Raw genomic sequence first — 20,365 nt, forward strand, 5'->3', positions numbered from 1 at the left:
ATTCTCCTCTCAATCTAAGTTCTAAACACCGGAATAGGAATGCAAACCTGCAATGACGAGGTTAACCCCAACGAGCGTAAATAGTACAACCACGAAGCCAATTACAGCGAGCCATGCAGAAGGTTTTCCCTGCCAGCCGCGCGATAAACGGAAATGCAAATACGCACTGTAGTACAGCCATGTAATTAAAGCCCAAACCTCTTTCGGGTCCCAGCCCCAGAAACGGCCCCATGCAATATTGGCCCATATCATCGCGAATATTAATGCACCGAGTGTAAAGATCGGAAATCCAATTGCGATGGATCTGTAGCTGATTTCATCCAAATCTTCTGGATCTACGCCATCCATAACAGGATGAATAACCGCTCCGAGCGGCTTTCTGAACACTAAGCGCAGCAAGCCATAAAGCAAGGAGCCTGCAATAATCGTCCATATAACGGTATTAAACTTGCGTCCTGAATTTGCGCCTTCCATCCAAGATGGTGCTTCGAATAATGGCTTGCTCATACCGAGGAATGATTCATATTCGACCACCTGGCTGTTATAAGGTTTAACAATTGGCGGCAGTGTATAATTTACTGTCTCCGAAGTTGTCGACTCTATTCCCTTGGCATCAATAGTAGATGTTTCTTGAATAAATTTCGCTTCATAGCCCATTCCGCGGAACGCGAATACAGCAACGATAAAACCTACAATTAGAATAATCGTATATAAAGAGAACTCGACCCAGAACTGCGATCTTTTTGCTTCTTTTGTTTTGCTTTTGAAATCAACCACTCTTAGCAAATACATGAGGCCGGCAGCAAAACCAACGGCAAAAAATGCTTCGCCTAGAGCGGCAGTCGTTACATGTACTTTTAGCCAGTAGTTGTTCAGAGCCGGTATTAGCGGCTGTACCTCTTGCGGAAACACAGATGCATACGCAACAATAATTACAGTTAGCGGCAATGAGAACATGCCCAGCAGCGGTTTTCTGTAAATACTGAAGACAATCGTAAATGCAATCATGATTGCCATTCCTAGGAAAGTCATGAATTCATACATATTGCTCGTTGGAATTTGACCGCTTCCCGCCCATCTTGTAAAGAAGAAGGTCAAATGCGATGCAAGACCAAGACTCGAAGTAATGAATGCAATTCGTCCCCAACGCTTCTCATGCTGCAAAGGATCACGATTGCTCCATTTCTTACCCGCAATGGCAATGACATAAAACATAAATGCGAAGCAATACAGGAAAAATGCGACAATAAATGCGTCGCTGCTAAAATCGACTAAGCTCACGCGTTGTTCCCTCCGTTATCTAGCGACTTCGGATCTACGGTTATCCCTATTTTTTTAAGGGCTCCCGCTACATCTGAGCGCATACCGTACCAGTTTTTATTCGTATGAGCGCCCAATGAAAGCTCTCCATTGTCCACTCGCAGCCAAATTCGGCGGTGCTGCCAATAGGATCCCATCAGCAAGCCGAGCATGGAGAACACTGCACCAACCCAAACATATGGCAGCGCCCTGTCCATCCTTACGTTCAAGTAAGTGGATGCTTCAGAGAAATCTACATTTTCCATGCCGTCCACTCGAATTTCTATCTTATCCGCAATACCGTGATTAATGGCATCCTGCGAAAATTTAACTTTATCCTTTTGCATTGGGAAATACATATACGGCTCGCCTTTTGGATCAAGCCCCGGACCTTTAACCGTGTATACGAACGCCGGAGCAATCGGCTCACGTGATAAAGTCGTTGGCTCGCCATTGTCGCCGATTGCAAATTCCATGTAATTCGCATATAAATCAAGGGTGTATGGCCCGAGCTTATGCTGCAGCGCTGAATCCTTCATTGGAAGATCGAACGGACCATATTTCTCTCCCGTCGCTTTATCTATGAGAATGGGATGCACAGCGTTCAAGCGAGGCGTCGTATCATAATCAAATTGATACAGCTTTAATCCTTTGTACTTTAGCGGCTCGTTGACGATAATATTATGCCGCTCTACTTCTTTAAGCTCTGGTTTCTTTGTTTGGTCACTGCAGTTGCTAACGCATTCATAAAGAACCGCTTTTGTCTCAAAAAGCTTTGCACGGCTTATTCCTTTAAGCTTGTCCGGCAATTCTTCGTCTTTATAATACTCTACAGTAAACTTTTCGTTTTTTACAAAATAATTCGTATTCGCTATTTGGACCGTATCCCCATCAGGAACCATTATGTAGCTATCCATTTGCCAGCTCGGAATGCTTCTTGCCAATATGGCTAAAAGAAACAAGATAAGGCCGATGTGGTTGATATAGGGTCCCCAGCGGCTAAAACGGTTTTTCTCCGCAAGCAGCGCAGAGCCATCTCGATGAATGCGATAACCTTTGCGTTTCAGCTGCATGCCGAAATTTTCAACCCATTTTTCCTCATCGCCTTCAATCTGATATTTAAATACCGTCTTCTGACGATGGATAAACTGCAGATGCTTACGAATTTGCTGCTTGCTTAGCGCACGATAAAGCGGGAGCACACGATCCAAGCTGCAAATAACAAGTGAGGTGCCAATCATCACAAGCAAGCCAATGAACCACCAGGATTCGTACGTATGCGATAATCCTAGCAAATAATACATTTTGCCAAGAAATCCATAAGTTTCTTCATAATACACGGATGGATCCAAGTTATTTATGAATGTGTTTTCCTGTGGATAAATTGTTCCAAGCATCGCAGTCAAAAAGGTAATGACGATCAAATAAATCGCAATTTTGACTGACGAGAAAAAATTCCATATTTTATCGATATAATTGGGATTGCTTTTTTGCGATCGACGAGCAACACCATCGTAACGCATTTCTAACGGTAAATCGGAAACCGTATCGTTCAAAAGCGGTTTGCCGCAGCTTTCACATAGTACGGTGCCTATCGAATTTTGATGACCGCACTCACATTTTGTGTTTTCAACCACTAACACAATAATACCTCCTACAGCTGAAGAAGCCGTTCAATCCGTTCATCAATTTCCTCTTCCGTCATGCCTCCTACTTTTATTTCCATAATCGTCCCATTTGGATTAATGAAAAAAGTAGTAGGGTATGACTTTAGACCATAGCTGCGTTCTGTTTTGCGATTTACATCGCGCAGAATCGGATAGTTCAAATCAAAGCGACGGACAAAATTGTTTACGGTCAACGTGTCCTCGCTTAAATTTATAGCCAAAATCACAAGGCCTTGATCCTTCCATTTCGCGTACTGTCGTTCAAACTCCGGCATTTCCTTCACGCACGGTGGACAGAATGTGCCCCAGAAATTAATGACGACAGCTTTCCCCTCATAATCAGACAGTTGTCTAGGATTACCCTCTAAATCAACAAGCTCAAATGCAGGCGGCTTCCCGCCTTCCTTTAAAGGACCTTTGTCATCCGCGTCAAATAAGGTAGATCCAATTGCGTACCCACCTATGATCAAGACGGCAATCAAAATGACAATTTGTACCGTCTTGCGCGATTTTCCCATAATTGTTTTTCACCACCAGCTTCTTTCTATGCAGCCACGAATATTACCATTATAACGAAAAGTCGACGGCAATTACTGCCGCCGTCGATTACTTTTTATGAACTTTATGTGTCTTGCTTTGCGCTATCGCAAGCAATTCTTTAATTTCCTGAGGCGTGAGATGACGATACTTTCCTCTGCCTAGGTTTTCAAGCCCAACCTCGCCAAAACGAATTCTTTTCAGCCTAATCACCTTATGTCCAATAGCTTCAAACATCCGGCGAACCTGACGGTTCCGGCCTTCAAAAATCGTAATTGTAATCGTTGCTTCATTTCCGTCCGTATCTACATCATGATATTCCACTTCTGCAGGCGCGGTCATTCCATCCTCTAGCTTAATCCCTTTTTGCAATTGCTCCAATGCCGTTCCATGAGGAACGCCTTTAACGGTCGCACGGTATGTTTTGGGAACATGATGACTTGGATGTGTTAACAAATTAGCGAATTCGCCATCATTCGTTAGGATAAGCAGTCCTTCCGTATCATAATCCAATCGACCGACCGGATATACTCGCTCTTTAATACCTGGCAAAAAATCAGAAACCACTTTGCGGCCTTGTGGATCTTTGGCGCTAGTTATGACTCCCTTGGATTTATTAAGCATGAGATAAAGCTTCTTCTCGCTCCGAATCGGCTTGCCGTTAACCGTAATTGCATCAACCGCTGGATCAGCCTTAACGCCTAGCGTTGTAACCTTCTCACCATTAACTTCAACCATTCCTGCCAAAATCATTTCTTCACATTTGCGACGGGATGCGATTCCCGCTGCTGCTAATATTTTCTGTAAACGTTCCAATGCTTTCACCTCAATCTCCATCATAACGATATGAAGGAGAAAGTACAAGCTTCACTAGCCGAATATGTATAAGCAAATGAAAATTGCTGCGAAAAAACCTACTATATCGGAAAATAAACCAACTTTTAACGCATAACGTGACTTTCTTATTCCAATCGCTCCAAAATATACAGTAAGCACATACAAGGTTGTATCCGTGCTGCCTTGAATCGTGGAAGCAATTCTGCCAATCATAGAATCCGGGCCAAAGTTTTGAATGAGGTCAGTCGTGAAGGCTAACGAGCCTGCACCAGTCAAAGGCCGCAAAATCCCGAGCGGCAGCACCTCGCTTGGAATACCAACCCAATCAAAGAGAGGTCGAACTGTAGATAGCAGCAATTCCAAGGCTCCAGATGAGCGAAACATACTGATAGCAACCATCATGCCAACCAAATGAGGAATGATATTAATCGCTGTTCCGAAGCCATCCTTGGCCCCTTCAACAAACGTTTCATATACAGGCACTTTGCGTCTTAAAGCTGCATAAAGCGGAATAAATACGATAATGGCAGGAATCATCCAAGCGGATAAGCTTGTAAAAATATTATACAATTGCCTCACCTCCGGAAGCTGGTAAAGCAGACTTCTTATTCTCAGGTATAGGCGGTGATGGAGCTATGGGTGGCGGTGATTTTCTTCGATACCAGCGGTCGGCAAGTATTGCAGCCGTAGTAGCAACAAATGTCGCTGCAAGCGTTGTACCGATAATTTCAGCAGGGTTAGCTGAACCATAATTCATTCGAATGGCAATAAGCGTGGTGGGAATGATCGTAATGCTGGATGTATTTAGTGCAAGCAGCGTGCACATGGCTGGAGTTGCTGTAGCAGGATCAGGATTAAGCTTCTGAAGCTCCTGCATCGCTTTTATTCCCATTGGCGTGGCTGCATTTCCTAACCCAAAGAGATTAGCGCTTAAATTACTCATTATATAACCGAGAGCTGGGTGATTGGGAGGAACGTCAGGAAAAAGCTTGCGCACCACAGGCCCGAGCATTCTAGCAAGTGTACGCAGCAGCCCTGCATCCTCCGCTATTCGCATCATGCCAAGCCAAAACACCATGATACTAATTAATCCGAAGCTCACGGTGACACCCGACTTGGCTCCTTCAAAAGCTGCTTGCGTTACCGCATCCATCTTACCTGTTATCGCAGCCACTACAACACTCGCTACGATGAAAAACAACCAAATCCAGTTAACCATTTAGGTCGCCTCCCCCTCTACGCACCTATACTGTTTTGCAATCAATCAGCGTCTCCCGCGCGAATTAATTGCTAATGTTCAAATAATGCATCTAATACTTTGATAAAAGAGCCAAACAACGGCCCGCGCTGATCCAGCTTTTTTGCTTTCTGAAAATCAGCCAGCGATTGTAATGATTTTTGCGATGTCATTGAAAGTTGAAGCCTACTGCTGTTAGGATCATACACAGGAACAGCACCAATTTGCTGCTCGTTTAAATACCATTCCAGAAATCCGCGTTCTCCTAACAAATATCGTGTAGTTCCCGCTTCAAGCAGCACAAGACGTGATTGAACGTTTCCCATTTCCTGCTCTTCCAGCGGGTATTTAAAAGATTGTCCAACAGCATAAGGATAACCAGAAATTTGCTGCCCTTTAACAGCTATCTCTTGAAGCGGATAATGACCAAAACCCCAATCGAGCATTTTTCGGTGATCTGCCCAATCATCGCTGTCATTTATCGTCACTGCAGCAAGCTGTTGACCATTCCTAGTGGCGGAGCTAACTAAGCAGCGCAATGATTTTTTGGTATACCCCGTTTTTACTCCGTCAGCACCTTCGTACATCGTTAGCATTTTATTTTTGTTCGTATAGCTGTACTCCCATTTCTCATGCGGATTGGGCACTTTTTTTACACGCGTGCTTACGATTTCTGCAAATACATCATTTTTCAAAGCATATGCAGTCAGCTTGGCCAAATCATTAGCTGTGGAATAATGCTCATCATCATCCAGCCCATGCGGATTTTTAAATTGCGTATGTTTCAAACCTAGAAAGGTCGCTTTCTCATTCATTAAATGAACAAAACCTTCCTCCGATCCTCCAACATGCTCCGCGATTGCCGTTGCCGCATCGTTGCCGGACCTGAGCATCAGACCATACAACATATGATGCAAACTCATTTCTTCGCCAAGCTGAAGATAAATCGAAGAACCCTCTTTACCAACTGCTCGTTTGCTTGTCTTCACCATATCAGTCAGCTTCCCATGATCTATCGCAACAATAGCTGTCATGATTTTCGTTAAGCTTGCTATTCGCATCGGGGTATCGCCATCACTGCTATACAAAACTCTTCCTGACTCGACATCAATTAGAGCCGATGCTTTGGCATTCGTATACAGCTTGCTTGGATTTGCGCTTATTGGGGGCAATACGCTTGTCCCAACCAATAAAGCAGATAACATTCCAACTGCAATAAATCGTTGCAGTTTTTTGAAATTCATATTCATACTTGCCCCTCCCGCAGCGATAGTAGATAAAGCTTGTGTGTGCGTATTTCAGTATATGCCTGTACATGTGGCTCTAGACGAGAAGTAGCTAACAAAAATGAAAAACTGCCCTCTCGGGCAGTTATGTCATCAGTTGTGTTCGTTTGCTTCTACACGTCCACTGATCACAGTTTGAGACGTATCCGCATATACACCTGTACTCGAAGGTTGCTTCATCATCGATTGCAGCTTATCAAATACATGCGGAGCTGAGTCAATTACCCGCTCAAGCAGATGTGTTTGATTATCGAGCGGAACAATTTTTACCCCATGTGTTCCTACGACCAAAAAAGCAATTGGCGTAATCGACACGCCGCCACCGCTACCGCCGCCGAATGGAAGCGAAACGGAAGCATGCTGTGCATCAGATTGAGAGCCGTTCTTATGATCGGCATCATCTAATCGAATGTCACTGCCTCCTGCTACAAACCCAAAGCCTACTTTGGAGATTGGCATAATAATGCTGCCATCCGGCGTTTGGACAGGGTCGCCTACAATAGTATTGACGTCAACCATCTCTTTAATATTTTCCATTGCGGTTTGCATTAAGCCTTGAATAGGATGTTCTGCCATACCTTGACGCCTCCTTTCAATTTCCTCATCCGAACTAAAAGCTGCAGTCCGGCAAGAATAGCATAACCGAAGCGGATTTGAGCTATGCATGACCATTCCGTTGTAAAAGCAGATCGTTGATAAATAGGCTGAACCATCATTTTCGGCTCCGTTTTGAGTTTAACCATTTGGGACAATACGCCAATGATCGATGTTTTTATAGACCAAACAAATCCAGTCGCCATAGCCGTCCACATTGCGTCACCGGTTCCTACTGATGTGGACCAGTTCCATTCTAAAAGACGGACCTTCGTTAGCGATTTTCTAACCCAACCCGTTAAGTTTTTCGTCATTTGTAACAAATGTTTTGTTCTTTCCATTAGATGCGCTATTTTTTCTGCGTCAATGTCCTCGTTATATTGTTTCCAAGTGTCAACGGCCACATTCTTTTTTGAAACCTGTTCCTTAAGTTGGATGGAGGTTCCTGTGAACTGAATAATCGGCACTTTAAAGCGGTATCTGAGGATTCCAAATAAGGCCTTAATATTCAACTCAAAATCATCGTTTTGATCTATTCTCCTCAGATGGCCTCTTAATTCGACCTGCGAAGTGAGGCAGACGACCAAAATGAGCAAAAAAAAGAGACCGACCGCCGTCATCCAACCGTAGGGGTAACCGAGCATCATGATGCTTCCTCCGTTTCCCTAATATGGGTTGAATATAGTATGACCCGGCGGCCAAATCTCATTCTTTTATTTCTTCAATTGTCATCTGCGTGCCATCTAATCTCTCGAATAGCAGCTGAGTTTGTTCCTCCAAGGCATCATCGATATCAACGCTGCCTGGTTCTGGCAATTCTTTTATGGACGGCAATCCAAAATAATCTAAAAATGATTTCGTTGTTCCGTACAAAATAGGTCTGCCAATCTGCTCGGCGCGGCCAACCTCTTCGATTAAATCCTTTGATACAAGCGATTGAATCGCTCTGTCGCTCTTTACGCCGCGAATTTCTTCAATCGATATTCTTGTTATCGGCTGGCGATAAGCGACGATGGACAGCGTTTCTAATGCAGCTTGTGACAGCTGCGATCTCGTAGGTGTGTATGCCATACGCTCAAAATAAGGCGCATGCTCCAAATGCGTCGTCAGCCGATAGGAGGCTGCCACCTCTGCGATTTGAATACCTCGCCCCTCGCGCTCCAAATCGCGCTGCAAATCATAAACCAAATCGGAAGCGAGCTCGGCATCCAGCTCCAAAATATCAGCTAGCTGCCGCTTCGTAAGGCCTTCATCACCTGCCATAAACAGCAGGCCCTCAATAATTGTCTTCAACTTCGGATAATCCAATTTGCGACGACTCTCCTCTCCAATGAATGACGATGTCGTCAAATAACTGATGCTGAAAACAACGAATATGTTTCATTTTCATTAATTCCAGAATGGCTAGAAAAGTAACCACGATTTCATGCCTGTCCATGTTCTCGCGAATAAGCCGTGAAAAACGAACCGTTTCGAATTGCTTGAGCACCTCGACAATGTCCCGTATTCGATCTTTAACGGAAATCTCGTCTCGATGAATGGTAGCAACGACATTACGCCTTGATGCGCGGCGCAGCGCCTTTTGAAAGGCAGTAATCAAATCCGACAAGTGAAGACCCTCCACCGGATTAACAATCTCTTCTTTCAAAAATGGCGTCATATCCTCAGGTTCCCTTGAATAGACAAGGCTGCGCTCGAATTCCTTCTCGCGCAGCTGCTCGGCTATTTGTTTGAATTTCCGGTATTCTACGAGCTTCTGGATGAGCTCATCGCGTGGATCCAATCCGTCATCCGGCCAATCCTCATAGTCTTCTTCAAATACAGGCGGCTTTGGAAGTAGCTGCTTGCTCTTTATCGCCAAAAGGGTTGCCGCCATAACTAAAAATTCACTCGTGACCTCAAGCTCGAGCTCTTTCATCGCATGAAGATAATCCATATATTGAATTGTGATCTCACTGATAGACACCTCATGGATATCGATCTCCGCCTTGTCGATCAAGTGAAGCAGCAGATCCAGCGGCCCCTCAAAAGAATCCAGCTTATAAAGCACTGACACTTACATTTCCTCCCGCCTAGCCTTATCTTCGCTGCTTAGCCTTGCAATTGTTTGGTTAGGTTCGCCATTTCAATTGCGCTTGTAGCAGCCTCATAACCTTTGTTGCCTGCTTTTGTACCAGCACGCTCAATGGCCTGTTCAATCGAATCAACAGTCAATACACCAAAAATAGTCGGAATGCCTGTTTTCAAAGCGATTGCCGCAACACCCTTTGCTGCTTCGTTGCAAACAAAATCGAAATGCGGTGTAGAACCACGAATAACAGCGCCAAGCGTAATGACAGCATCATACTTTCCGCTTTCCGCCATTTTTTGCGCGATTAAAGGAATTTCAAACGCTCCCGGAACCCATGCTACCTCAACATCTGAATCCTGTGCGCCATGACGTTTGAAAGCATCAAGTGCGCCTCCAAGCAGCTTGCTTGAAATAAACTCGTTAAAACGTCCTACTACTACCCCATATTTTAAACCTTCTGATACTAAATGTCCCTCATAAATTCGTGTCATTTGTCATCTTCCTTCCATTATTTTAAATGATGTAGTCAATATCTTCAAAGCTAAGTAAATGACCAAGCTTAGATTTCTTTGTGCTGAGATAACTTTTATTATCTTCCTTTAACTCCATTTGTATAGGAATACGTTCTACAACCTCTAGTCCGTAGCCTTCAAGACCTTTAATTTTCCGAGGATTGTTCGTCATCAACCGCATTTGGCGAACGCCAAGATCCTTCAAAATTTGTGCGCCTATACCATAATCGCGCAAATCCGCCGGAAAGCCAAGCTTTAAATTAGCATCTACCGTATCAAAACCTTCTTCTTGCAGTGCATAGGCCTTCAATTTGTTAATCAGACCAATGCCTCTGCCCTCTTGGCGCATATAAAGCAGAACGCCGCTGCCTGCTTCTTCGATCTGTTTTAGCGCCGCTTCAAGCTGCGGTCCGCAGTCGCAACGATGCGAATGAAATACATCGCCGGTTAAGCATTCAGAGTGCACCCTCACAAGCAAGGGACGTCCAGGATCGATGTCGCCTTTAACGAGTGCGATATGCTCTTTATTATCCACTAAATTTGTATAAGCAATAGCGCGGAAAGTGCCAAAATCAGTTGGCAGCTTCACATCAACTGCTCGCTCAACAAGCTTTTCTTTCTCGTTGCGATATTGAATCAGCTCTTGAATCGTGATGAGCTTCAGATTGTGCTTTTCTTTAAAGACAAGCAAATCTGGCAAACGAGACATCGTGCCGTCTTCATTAATGATTTCACAAATCGCTGCTGCTGGCGCCGAACCGCACATGACCGCCAAATCTATAGCCGCCTCAGTATGTCCAGCACGGCGAAGTACGCCACCAGGTCTTGCAATCAAGGGGAAAATATGACCTGGCCTGCGGAAATCTGCTGCTTTCGTCGTTGGATCAATGAGCGCTTTAACCGTTTCTGAGCGTTCAAATGCGGAAATCCCAGTAGTCGTTCCAATATAATCAACGGAAACGGTAAATGCCGTTCCGTGATAATCGGTATTATGCGTAACCATTGGCGGAAGGTCAAGCTGGTCTGCTCGCTCTTGCGTAATCGGAACACACACAAGACCTCTAGCCTCTGTAATCATAAAATTAATGACCTCAGGCGTCATTGTATCAGCAAGTGCAATAAGGTCGCCCTCATTTTCCCGATCCTCGTCGTCAACGACAATAATCGGCTTGCCAAGCTTAAGATCAGCCAAAGCAGCTTCAACTGAATCAAATGGTTTTTTATCTGTTTGTTCCATATGGGTTTCCCTCCTTTGTGACAACCAAACCTTAATAAGGCTTCTACCTTGCCTTCTAAGGTTATTTTAAAGTTTAATAACAGTTCAATACCAAACCTTAAAGACTTTTCGAACCCACCCAAACCCTCCCTTCCAAGGGAGGGCCCCAAGGACTGCGTCCTCTGGACACCTGCAATTGGACTAACGTAGGCATGACTCAGGTGGCTGTGTGCTAACCTTGGTAAAAGATCGCTTTCGTCCCTGCGGGACACGCTTGCTGTTTGTGCACTCGAGTTTTCAAGACAACCAGACTAGACACTACTTAAACTAAACTAACTTATTTACAAAAAACCATTTTCCATAAGAAAAGATGTAGTGAGCTTGGCTTTGGCTGGCAAGGCTTCTGGCTGCTTGAAATGAAGCAGGTGATCGACGTACTTGCCGATGACATCACATTCGATATTAACGGTATCGCCTGCACGCTTATGCTGTAAGGCCGTTTCGCCTAATGTGTGTGGAATAATCGATACGGATAACGTATGTGATGATGTATCCACTACAGTAAGGCTTATGCCATCAATTGTGATCGAGCCTTTTGGAATCACATAACGCAGCATGTCTGCGTCGTCGATATGGATTTTATAAACAACGGCATTAGCATCCGTTTCTCGTGAAGTTATTTTCCCGGTTCCATCAACATGCCCCTGAACGATATGACCGCCAAAACGTCCGCCAGCTTGCATCGCTCTCTCTAAATTCACTTGTTCGCCAGCACGAAGCTGTTGAAGATTAGACTTACGATAAGTCTCAGGCATCACGTCAGCAGCAAATGATGCACCGTCAAACGACGTTACCGTTAAACAAACGCCATTAACCGAGATGCTATCGCCCAGCTTAACACCATCTGTTACAAGGGATGCTCCGATGACCAGCCTCATCGCTTCGCCTTGCTTCGTGATTCCTTTCATCTTTCCCACTTCTTCCACTAATCCGGTAAACATGGGTTTCCTCCTCAAGGTTCGCTAATGCAGCAAACCTACTTCAAAACAACATAAATCCTGCGATGATGCCAGAGATTTGTTCAACGCCTTATCCTTAATAAACTGGATATCCTGAGACGCAAATGTCCTCGCCGGCCATTTCTACGCTTACTCGATCTAAGGAAATAGCATCGGCCATTTTTTCGAATCCAGCGAAAGTAAATGTACCTGGTGCATCCAAGCCGCCGATAATCTTGGTCGCGTAATACAGCATGATTTTATCAATAAGACCTGCCTCTAACATTGCACCATTTAATTGACCGCCGCCTTCAAGCAAGATTGAGCCGATTTCAAGCTCCCCCAGCTTCTTCATTCCTTCACTGAGATCTACTTTTGCTCCCGTGCCGCAAATGATGACCTCAATCCCTGCTGCTTCAAGCGCTTCACGGTTTTCCGAGCTTGCTTGGCTGGAAGTTAAAACAATCGTTCTAATCGAGCGATCAGTTACAACTCTGGCATTAAGCGGCAGCCTTAGTGCTGAATCTACGATAATACGTATCGGATCAATTGCTGGGACAGATGCTCTCGTATTGAGCAGCGGATCATCTGCAAGGACAGTGCCTATGCCAACCATAATGGCTTCATGCTGATGACGCAGCGTATGAACCTGCTCGCGAGCAACTGCACCAGTAACCCAACGGCTATCGCCTGAATGGGAAGCAATCTTGCCATCAAGCGTACTCGCAGTTTTTAAAGTAACGAATGGGAGGCGGGTCGTAATGTACTTATTAAATTTTTCATTCATTTGCTGCGATCTTTGCTCGAATACGCCAACCGTAACGTCGATCCCCTCTTCACGAAGCCTTGCAATGCCTCGGCCGGACACTGCTGGATTGGGATCGCCGCTTGCGACTACAACCCTTGCAGCCTTCGCATCAATGATACGTTCACAGCATGGCGGCGTCTTTCCAAAATGGCTGCATGGCTCTAACGTTACATAAACGGTTGCTCCTTCAGCCGCATCTCCCGCCATCTGAAGCGCATGCACTTCAGCATGACCGGTTCCTCGCTTTAGATGCGTACCAATGCCGACAATCGCACCATCCTTTACGACGACGCAGCCGACAACAGGATTAATGCCGGTTTGACCCGAAGCTTTTGCAGCCATATCTAACGCTAATCCCATATAATATTCATCATTTAAAATGTCCATATACAAAAAACACCCCCATCGGCATACGATCCGACAGGGGTGATGAAAGATAAAACGAGAACTACGACAAAACCGATCGATGTTGTCGGCTTTGAGAGCCGTCGTTATCTTACGTCGCAAAATTGCGAAATCGGTTTGTAAAGTACACTAAATAAACTAACCTAATTTGTATGTGAAATAAAACACATACAAATAAGCAGTAAATTGTAGCTGTCGAAGCATCCCCTTCTCCCATCCAGACTGTACTGTCGGTCCCGGAGTTTCACCAGGTCCACCGTTTTAATCGTATTCTATCCAAATGATCTTGGATAAAATGCCGTTTAAACCGGGTCACGGACTGACGAGAGGCACAGAAATTCGGTTATCCGATATTCTGTGCCTTCCCGATCACCGCCGGTTAGGAATTTCACCTGACCCCGAAGGATTGCTGCACTTACAATATTATAGTTAGTATCTTAACATTAAATCGTTTCGACTTCAACCTTTTCCATTTTGTCTCCGCCTTTGAAAGCATCAACAAACTCCATACCTTTTGAAACCTTGCCAAAAACAGTATGTCCGCCATCCAAATGCGGTTGTGGTGCATAACCGATATAGAATTGGCTGCCGCCTGTATTGCGACCAGCATGCGCCATTGCTAGTGAACCGCGCTCATGCTTATTAGGGTTGATTTCACAATCGATTTGGTATCCAGGACCGCCTGTACCTGTTCCGTTTGGACATCCGCCTTGAGCGACGAAACCTGGGATAACACGGTGGAAAGTAAGACCGTTGTAAAAACCTTCGTTAGCAAGCTTTTCAAAGTTTGCTACTGTGTTCGGCGCGTCTTGATCGAATAGATCGATAAGAACCTCTCCACCGTTTGCTAGTGTGATTTTTGCTTGTTTAGCCATTGCTGCATCTACCTTTCTTTTATCCGAATAAGACTACGTTACCAATTTCGCTCTTATTTCGCAAGCGATGATTTTTGAAGTCTTGCCGGAATGACGTCATTGCAAACGATATTTTCAAGCGATTCACGCTTAACAGCAAGGTCTGCCTGACCATCTTTAACGAAAACGACAGCCGGACGACGAATGCGGTTATAGTTGCTCGCCATTGCATAATTATAAGCACCCGTACAGAAAACAGCAAGTAAGTCGCCATTTTTTGCTTTAGGCAATTCCAAATCCCAAATGAGCATGTCGCCACTCTCGCAGCATTTGCCCGCGATGGAAACCGTTTCTTCAGCAGCTTCATTCGCACGATTAGCGAGTACTGCTTCATATTTGGATTGGTATAGCGCTGGGCGAGGGTTGTCCGTCATACCACCGTCTACTGCAATGTATTTACGTACACCAGGGATATTTTTGCTTGTACCTACTGTATACAAAGTTGTTCCTGCATCGCCAACCATACTGCGGCCCGGCTCTACCCAAATCTCAGGCAATGGGAACTCGGCATCTGTAAACTTCGAAATGATAGCGCCAGTAATTGCCGCAACATATTCACTGATTGGCAATGGTGTGTCGCCATCAACATAACGAATACCAAAGCCGCCGCCAAGATTGATTACTTTAAACGTTAGGTTAAGCTCATTACGAATCTCAACCGCGAAATCAGCAACCTTGTCCACAGCCATACGGAAACCTTCAACTTCGAAAATTTGTGATCCAATATGGGAATGAACGCCCAAAACAATCAGGTTAGGCAAAGCAATCGCTTCTTGAATCGCTTGTTTCGCCGCGCCATTGCCAAGGTCGAAACCAAATTTCGAATCCGTTTGTCCAGTAGAAATATAGTCATGCGTATGTGCTTCAACGCCAGGCGTAATACGAAGTAGAATGTTTACTTTCTTGCCTTTATCGCCAGCAAGAGCATTCAGAAGCTGAAGCTCCATGAAATTGTCAACTACAAAGCAGCCGATACCAGCATCAAGCGCCATGTTGATTTCCTCAGGCGTTTTGTTGTTGCCGTGGAAATGGATACGTTCAGCAGGGAAGCCTGCTTGCATTGCTGTGTAAAGCTCACCGTCGGATACAACATCCAGCGACAGCCCTTCTTGCTCAGCAATCGCACACATTGCCATTACACTAAACGCTTTGCTTGCGTATGCGACTTGAAATCTAAGTCCTGATGCTTTGAAGGCTTCTACATACTCGCTTGCACGCTTACGAACAAGAGCCTCATCCACAATATATAGTGGCGTACCAAACTGTGCAGCCAAATCAGCCACATCACAGCCGCCAATTTCCAAATGTCCTTTTTCGTTAATATTACTAGTTCCATGCAGGTACATAATTTCCCCTCAGCTTTCTTCTATCTGCATGCAGATAGAACGGATAGAATTTGCATTAATAGGTTTAGTATAACGCAATCTACCCGGACTACGAAATGGATAAATCCACATTTCATTTGCATTTTATGAATCTACTCTGTATTTGGCATCTTATCGCTCTGCTGAGGCCGCAAAATATTTGGGCGCTGCCTGTTGTACAGGACTGGCTGACGGATGATAATGCTCCAAAGCGCTCCGAGGTCAAACGGTATAATGGGCCACATATACGGACGATTGAATGAGCGCTCCACGATCAGCATTAGCAAAATAGCCGTCGTCGCAATGACGAAACCCGGCACACTGAAGGCGGCCACCGATATAATTAACACGAGCCTTACGATTCGATTCGCTAGTCCAAGCTCATAACTTGGTGTTGCGAACATCCCAATCGCTGAAATCGCCATATACAAAATAACTTCATTAACAAAGACGCCGGTCTTAACGGCAATATCACCAATGAGAATCGCAGCAACTAACGACATAGCCGTTGCGAGAGATGTAGGCGTATGAACAGAAGCCATACGCAGCAAATCCACGCCTATCTCAGCTAACAGAAATTGTACGACTAATGGCAGTTTGCCGGTCTTACTCGGACCAATAAACTCAAGAGCAACAGGCTTCATTTCCGGATGCATGACGAACAGCAGCCATAACGGCAGCATGAACAACGATGCCAAAATACCTATAAATCTCACCCAGCGCAGATAGGTGCCAATAAATGGTGTTTGTCGATTCTCCTCTGCATGCTGCATTAGATCGGTATAAGTAGTCGGCAGCGTCATAACACTTGGCGAAGTATCAACGAATACAGCTACAGCACCCTCCAGCAGATGTGCAGCTACCGTATCGGGTCTCTCTGAATATCGAACAAGCGGGAAGGGATTCCAGCCCCTTTTTACAGTAGACTCCTCCAGTTGCTTGTCCGCAAGCGGCAAGCCGTCTATTTTAACCATAGCGATTTTGTCTTTGACGGACTTAAGCAGCTCCTTGTCCACAATATCGTCGATATAAGCGATACAAACGTCCGTTTGTGTCCGATCGCCCACCCGCACAATTTCATATCGAAGCTGGGGATCACGCAGCCGTCTGCGAACAAGTGAAATGTTGACCATCAACGTTTCTACGAAGCCATCTCTGCTGCCGCGTACAACCTTCTCAAGCGAAGGCTCCTCTGGTCCTCTTGCGGGGAAAGCCTTCGCATCGATCATGAGAACACTGGATTCACCATCAATAAACAATGCGGTTACACCGGATAACACGCACGTCAGCATGTTATTCCAATCGTCTTCCTTTATGACCTGCGCCGCAGGAACATATAAATCAAGGAAGGAATGAAAGGCATCCGCAGATAAATCCTCGGGTTGGAGATACGTTAATCGCTTGAGCACATCTGACAGCAGCGTATCCTTAACCAAACCATTCAACGACAACATTGCTGTGCGCTTCTCGCCAAACGTCATCTCTCTCACAACAACGTCAAAGCTTACTTTATAACCGATCTCATTTTCCAATCTTATCAGAACTTCATCCAAATCGCTCGGAATCGGAGTTATGTCCTTATTGCCGTTCTTATTGGAAACAGCTGTGCTGACATTGTTTTTTTTATTACCACTACCGAATGATGTTTTGTTTCGAGCAACTCCCGATTCCTCTTTCTGTTGATCCTCATTGACTTCTAAAAACGGAGGTCTTCCATTTTGTTCATTATCGTTGTCATGAAAATTTTCATTGTCATTCATGTTAGCTCACCCCATCCTTACTGTATCACCATTGAAATACTAACCAATCGAATAATGAGCCCAACGTTTTGCCTAGAACCATTGCCATGACGAGACTAACCATATAAGCAGATAAATTCATTCTTTTGGCCAAAATCGGGAGCACATTCATTACCTCAGTCAAGGCTGCTGCGAGCATCCCCACAAACATGCCATCAATCAGCCCTGTCGCACTTAAAAACAGACCCGACGGCAGCGAAAGCTTCCAGCTCATAAAATCAGCAAAGGTCCAGTACAGCGAACCGGATATGACGGCGGTCTCAAACCACACTGACATCCGGTAAGCATTAGCAACTTGAGCAAGTCGCGGAATGAGATCAAGGACAATTAGCAATGCTACCAACCCACTGCCTACAGCAAGACCCCCTGCCAAGCCTAGCAGAGCAATAAAAATATTAGCAGCGGCACTAATCATGTTTGTCCCCCTGCGTTTGATCGTAATCCGATTTTTTACGCATTTCGTCGGCGATGACATAGGCATTTACATTTTCTTGATACATATAGAGCTCAACCTCAAGCGGGTTAGGCTCCTCATTGAATCGTTTACGGAATAAATGGTTGAAAAACAATACCATCCCAAGTCCAATGCCCAGAGAATAAGGGATTTGAAACCATAGGGGATGCTCCGTGCGCTTCCCCGTTATCAGCTCGACAATTCGGATATGAACCTCCTTCATACTGACATCCGTATGAAAATTCATAATCGCAAGGCCCGCTCCAAAGAACAGCAGCAGCCACGAAAAAATAAGCACAGCAATACGCGGTTTTACTGGCTTCTCCGCCACCATAACGAGCACTTGAGGGTCACCGTAGGCTTCTACAGTTAAATCCGGCTCAAGCTCTCTTATCGCTTTGACGATTTGAAGCAAGTCTATAACGACGCGATTGCCATCCGCCTTCTTGTGCTCGTAAAGAACAAGCCCCTTCAAGCGGTTCTCAAGCAAGTCATCCTTTGCGAGCAGCCTCGCTGCTTGGCCTAAGGAAATGCGTTGATTCGGTTTCATGTATATCCGTTTTTTCAGACGCAGATAGAGGACCGAATGGTTTGGTTTTGCCATTTGTCAACTTCCCTTCTGCTGATACGTTGGTGTATGTTTCCCTTTTAGTATGATAAAAGGACGATTCGGATACTCATGCAATTTGAGGTAAAAAATAGAAAAAAACCAAACCGCCTTAAAGGGCGATTTGGTCTCGGATGGACTGCAATATTTTTTTCTCAAGCCGTGATACCTGTACCTGTGATATACCAAGCCTGCTCGCTACTTCGGATTGCGTTTTGTCACGGTAATACCGCAAGTATACAATCAATCGTTCACGCTCGCTTAGACCTTCGATGGCTTCCACAAGCGCAAGCTTGTCAAACCACCGATCCTGAGATTCATCGGCTATTTGATCCATCAGCGTGATAGGGTCCCCGTCATTTTCAAACACAGTTTCGTGTATCGAAGTTGGCGGCTTATTCGCTTCTTGAGCGAATACAACATCCTCTGGGGTAATGCCCAGCCGCTCCGCAACCTCGCTAATGGTGGGCAATCGACCTAACGTTTTGGAAAGCTCATCCTTCATTTTGCGCACCTTATTGGCGGTTTCCTTAAGGGATCTGCTAACTTTCAACGTACCATCATCGCGTAAAAATCGCTGAATTTCCCCAATGATCATGGGAACTGCATAAGTTGAAAACTTAACATCATAAGACAAATCAAATTTGTCTACTGATTTAAGCAATCCTATGCAGCCGATTTGGAACAAATCATCGGGCTCATAACCACGATTGATGAACCGCTGCACGACTGACCAAACTAGCCGAATATTACACTGTACGAGTGTATCTCTTGCAAGCGTATCGCCGGACTGACTTAACGCAATAAGCCGCTTCACTTCCGCGTCATCCAAGTATGGCTGGGCCGTCTGCTTTAGATTGACATCCATGAGGTTCAACCCCTATACGCTAATTGTAGAGCGCTTTTTTCGATTCAATTCGTTTAAGCATTGCTACGCGTGTGCCGCCGTCTACCTGACTTGAAACCTCAAAACGATCCATAAAATTTTCCATAATCGTGAAGCCCATTCCAGAGCGCTCAAGCTCAGGCTTCGACGTATAAAGCGGTTGACGAGCAAGCTCCAAATCTTCAATTCCGCGACCGTTATCCGACACCGTTAAGGAAACCGAATCTCCTTCAATTCTTGCCTCTATTTTGACCTGACAAGTAGGATCGTTCTCGTAGCCATGTATAATCGCATTCGTTACAGCCTCGGACACAGCCGTTTTCAAATCATTCAGCTCCTCGAGCGTCGGATCCAGCTGTGACACAAATGCCGCTACCGCGATTCGTGCAAAGGCTTCGTTTTCCGATCGGGCGCTGAAGGAAAGCGTCATTTCATTGGAACCGTTCATGACACCACCTCCAAACTAGAAATTGCGGTACGTTCGTTTTCATGAATCGTCAGAATTTTGAACAGACCCGACATTTCGAATAGGCGATGAACATTAGGATTCACATCGCAGACGACCATTTTGCCACCCTTGCTCTTCACCTGCTTGTATCGGCCCAATATGACGCCTAGACCGGAGCTGTCCATGAACTGCAGCTCCTTCAAGCTAAGAATGACATGCTCGCTGTTACCGCGAAGTAGAGCCTCTTCCATCTTAAAGCGTACGACATCGGCAGTATGATGATCCAACTCGCCCCGAAGCCTTACGATCAGCACATTGCGGTATTGCTCCAATTCTGCTTGCAGACTCATTATGCTGTTCATCTCCTCTAGGTTTTTTCAAACACAAGCAAACGTCTTTGGCGTCTTTCGGACGCTAAAGCAGCTT

Annotated in this window: 23 protein-coding genes and 1 riboswitch; all 23 genes read right to left on the bottom strand. The window is 45.1% G+C overall.

Annotated features, from left to right (window positions below):
* Positions 1-21 precede the first annotated feature (21 nt).
* The 23 genes from ccsA to spoIIAA all read right to left on the bottom strand — a co-directional run bounded on the left by ccsA (position 22) and on the right by spoIIAA (position 20,289).
* Entirely contained in the window at positions 22-1,281 is a 1,260-nt protein-coding gene (gene ccsA / locus MHH56_RS19525; protein WP_339203306.1) for a cytochrome c biogenesis protein CcsA, read from the bottom strand.
* Positions 1,278-2,936, bottom strand: a complete 1,659-nt coding sequence (locus MHH56_RS19530) for a cytochrome c biogenesis protein ResB (protein ID WP_339209676.1) — start codon at positions 2,934-2,936, stop codon at positions 1,278-1,280. The genes ccsA and MHH56_RS19530 overlap by 4 nt, the downstream gene beginning before the upstream one ends.
* Positions 2,937-2,953: 17 nt before the next feature.
* Positions 2,954-3,484: a redoxin domain-containing protein gene (locus tag MHH56_RS19535; RefSeq protein WP_339203307.1), complete on the bottom strand. Its 531-nt coding sequence runs from the start codon at positions 3,482-3,484 to the stop codon at positions 2,954-2,956.
* 88 nt (positions 3,485-3,572) lie between these two features.
* Positions 3,573-4,319 (bottom strand): pseudouridine synthase, encoded by a 747-nt coding sequence (locus MHH56_RS19540; protein ID WP_054026970.1) that lies wholly within the window; start codon positions 4,317-4,319, stop codon positions 3,573-3,575.
* Positions 4,320-4,373: 54 nt separating this feature from the next.
* Positions 4,374-4,910 carry a spore maturation protein gene (locus MHH56_RS19545; protein ID WP_076271378.1) on the bottom strand — a complete coding sequence of 179 codons (537 nt, stop codon included), beginning with the start codon at positions 4,908-4,910 and terminating at the stop codon, positions 4,374-4,376.
* The gene (locus MHH56_RS19550; protein WP_339203309.1) at positions 4,903-5,559 is read right to left on the bottom strand and encodes a nucleoside recognition domain-containing protein; all 657 of its coding nucleotides are present in this window, start codon (positions 5,557-5,559) and stop codon (positions 4,903-4,905) included. The genes MHH56_RS19545 and MHH56_RS19550 overlap by 8 nt, the downstream gene beginning before the upstream one ends.
* A 71-nt stretch (positions 5,560-5,630) precedes the next feature.
* Positions 5,631-6,821 carry a D-alanyl-D-alanine carboxypeptidase family protein gene (locus tag MHH56_RS19555; protein ID WP_339209677.1) on the bottom strand — a complete coding sequence of 397 codons (1,191 nt, stop codon included), beginning with the start codon at positions 6,819-6,821 and terminating at the stop codon, positions 5,631-5,633.
* A 135-nt stretch (positions 6,822-6,956) separates the two neighbouring features.
* Positions 6,957-7,439, bottom strand: a complete 483-nt coding sequence (gene ytfJ, locus MHH56_RS19560; protein WP_339203310.1) for a GerW family sporulation protein — start codon at positions 7,437-7,439, stop codon at positions 6,957-6,959.
* A complete protein-coding gene (locus MHH56_RS19565; protein ID WP_339203312.1) occupies positions 7,412-8,104 on the bottom strand; it encodes a DUF2953 domain-containing protein in 693 nt (230 codons plus the stop codon). The genes ytfJ and MHH56_RS19565 overlap by 28 nt, the downstream gene beginning before the upstream one ends.
* Before the next feature lie 58 nt (positions 8,105-8,162).
* Positions 8,163-8,765 carry an SMC-Scp complex subunit ScpB gene (gene scpB / locus MHH56_RS19570; protein WP_076271382.1) on the bottom strand — a complete coding sequence of 201 codons (603 nt, stop codon included), beginning with the start codon at positions 8,763-8,765 and terminating at the stop codon, positions 8,163-8,165.
* Complete coding sequence (locus MHH56_RS19575) at positions 8,734-9,513, bottom strand: segregation/condensation protein A (protein WP_339203315.1); 780 nt, start codon at positions 9,511-9,513, stop codon at positions 8,734-8,736. The genes scpB and MHH56_RS19575 overlap by 32 nt, the downstream gene beginning before the upstream one ends.
* A 35-nt stretch (positions 9,514-9,548) precedes the next feature.
* Positions 9,549-10,019, bottom strand: coding sequence for a 6,7-dimethyl-8-ribityllumazine synthase (gene ribE, locus MHH56_RS19580; RefSeq protein ID WP_053376708.1), 471 nt, complete (start codon positions 10,017-10,019; stop codon positions 9,549-9,551).
* A 22-nt stretch (positions 10,020-10,041) separates the two neighbouring features.
* Positions 10,042-11,277, bottom strand: coding sequence for a bifunctional 3,4-dihydroxy-2-butanone-4-phosphate synthase/GTP cyclohydrolase II (locus MHH56_RS19585; RefSeq protein ID WP_339203316.1), 1,236 nt, complete (start codon positions 11,275-11,277; stop codon positions 10,042-10,044).
* A 320-nt stretch (positions 11,278-11,597) separates the two neighbouring features.
* Positions 11,598-12,257 carry a riboflavin synthase gene (gene ribE / locus MHH56_RS19590; protein ID WP_339203317.1) on the bottom strand — a complete coding sequence of 220 codons (660 nt, stop codon included), beginning with the start codon at positions 12,255-12,257 and terminating at the stop codon, positions 11,598-11,600.
* A 94-nt stretch (positions 12,258-12,351) separates the two neighbouring features.
* Positions 12,352-13,449, bottom strand: coding sequence for a bifunctional diaminohydroxyphosphoribosylaminopyrimidine deaminase/5-amino-6-(5-phosphoribosylamino)uracil reductase RibD (ribD, locus tag MHH56_RS19595; RefSeq protein ID WP_339203318.1), 1,098 nt, complete (start codon positions 13,447-13,449; stop codon positions 12,352-12,354).
* Between the two features lie 219 nt (positions 13,450-13,668).
* A riboswitch (FMN riboswitch) is annotated at positions 13,669-13,877 on the bottom strand.
* 33 nt (positions 13,878-13,910) lie between these two features.
* Positions 13,911-14,342, bottom strand: coding sequence for a peptidylprolyl isomerase (locus tag MHH56_RS19600; protein WP_339203319.1), 432 nt, complete (start codon positions 14,340-14,342; stop codon positions 13,911-13,913).
* Between the two features lie 53 nt (positions 14,343-14,395).
* Positions 14,396-15,727 carry a diaminopimelate decarboxylase gene (gene lysA / locus MHH56_RS19605; protein ID WP_076271388.1) on the bottom strand — a complete coding sequence of 444 codons (1,332 nt, stop codon included), beginning with the start codon at positions 15,725-15,727 and terminating at the stop codon, positions 14,396-14,398.
* Between the two features lie 131 nt (positions 15,728-15,858).
* Positions 15,859-17,505 (bottom strand): spore germination protein, encoded by a 1,647-nt coding sequence (locus MHH56_RS19610; protein ID WP_339203320.1) that lies wholly within the window; start codon positions 17,503-17,505, stop codon positions 15,859-15,861.
* A 25-nt stretch (positions 17,506-17,530) separates the two neighbouring features.
* On the bottom strand, positions 17,531-17,959 hold the full coding sequence (locus MHH56_RS19615) for a stage V sporulation protein AB (RefSeq protein WP_076271390.1): 429 nt from the start codon (positions 17,957-17,959) through the stop codon (positions 17,531-17,533).
* On the bottom strand, positions 17,952-18,602 hold the full coding sequence (locus MHH56_RS19620; protein WP_339203322.1) for a stage V sporulation protein AA: 651 nt from the start codon (positions 18,600-18,602) through the stop codon (positions 17,952-17,954). Before MHH56_RS19620 ends, MHH56_RS19615 begins: the two co-directional genes overlap by 8 nt.
* 115 nt (positions 18,603-18,717) lie before the next feature.
* Complete coding sequence (gene sigF, locus MHH56_RS19625; protein ID WP_054024324.1) at positions 18,718-19,473, bottom strand: RNA polymerase sporulation sigma factor SigF; 756 nt, start codon at positions 19,471-19,473, stop codon at positions 18,718-18,720.
* 19 nt (positions 19,474-19,492) lie between these two features.
* Positions 19,493-19,939, bottom strand: coding sequence for an anti-sigma F factor (spoIIAB, locus tag MHH56_RS19630; protein WP_076271392.1), 447 nt, complete (start codon positions 19,937-19,939; stop codon positions 19,493-19,495).
* Positions 19,936-20,289: an anti-sigma F factor antagonist gene (gene spoIIAA, locus MHH56_RS19635; protein WP_076271393.1), complete on the bottom strand. Its 354-nt coding sequence runs from the start codon at positions 20,287-20,289 to the stop codon at positions 19,936-19,938. The genes spoIIAB and spoIIAA overlap by 4 nt, the downstream gene beginning before the upstream one ends.
* Positions 20,290-20,365: the final 76 nt, after the last annotated feature.

Origin of the sequence: Paenibacillus sp. FSL K6-3182, assembly GCF_037976325.1 — a bacterium.
GTDB lineage: Bacteria > Bacillota > Bacilli > Paenibacillales > Paenibacillaceae > Pristimantibacillus.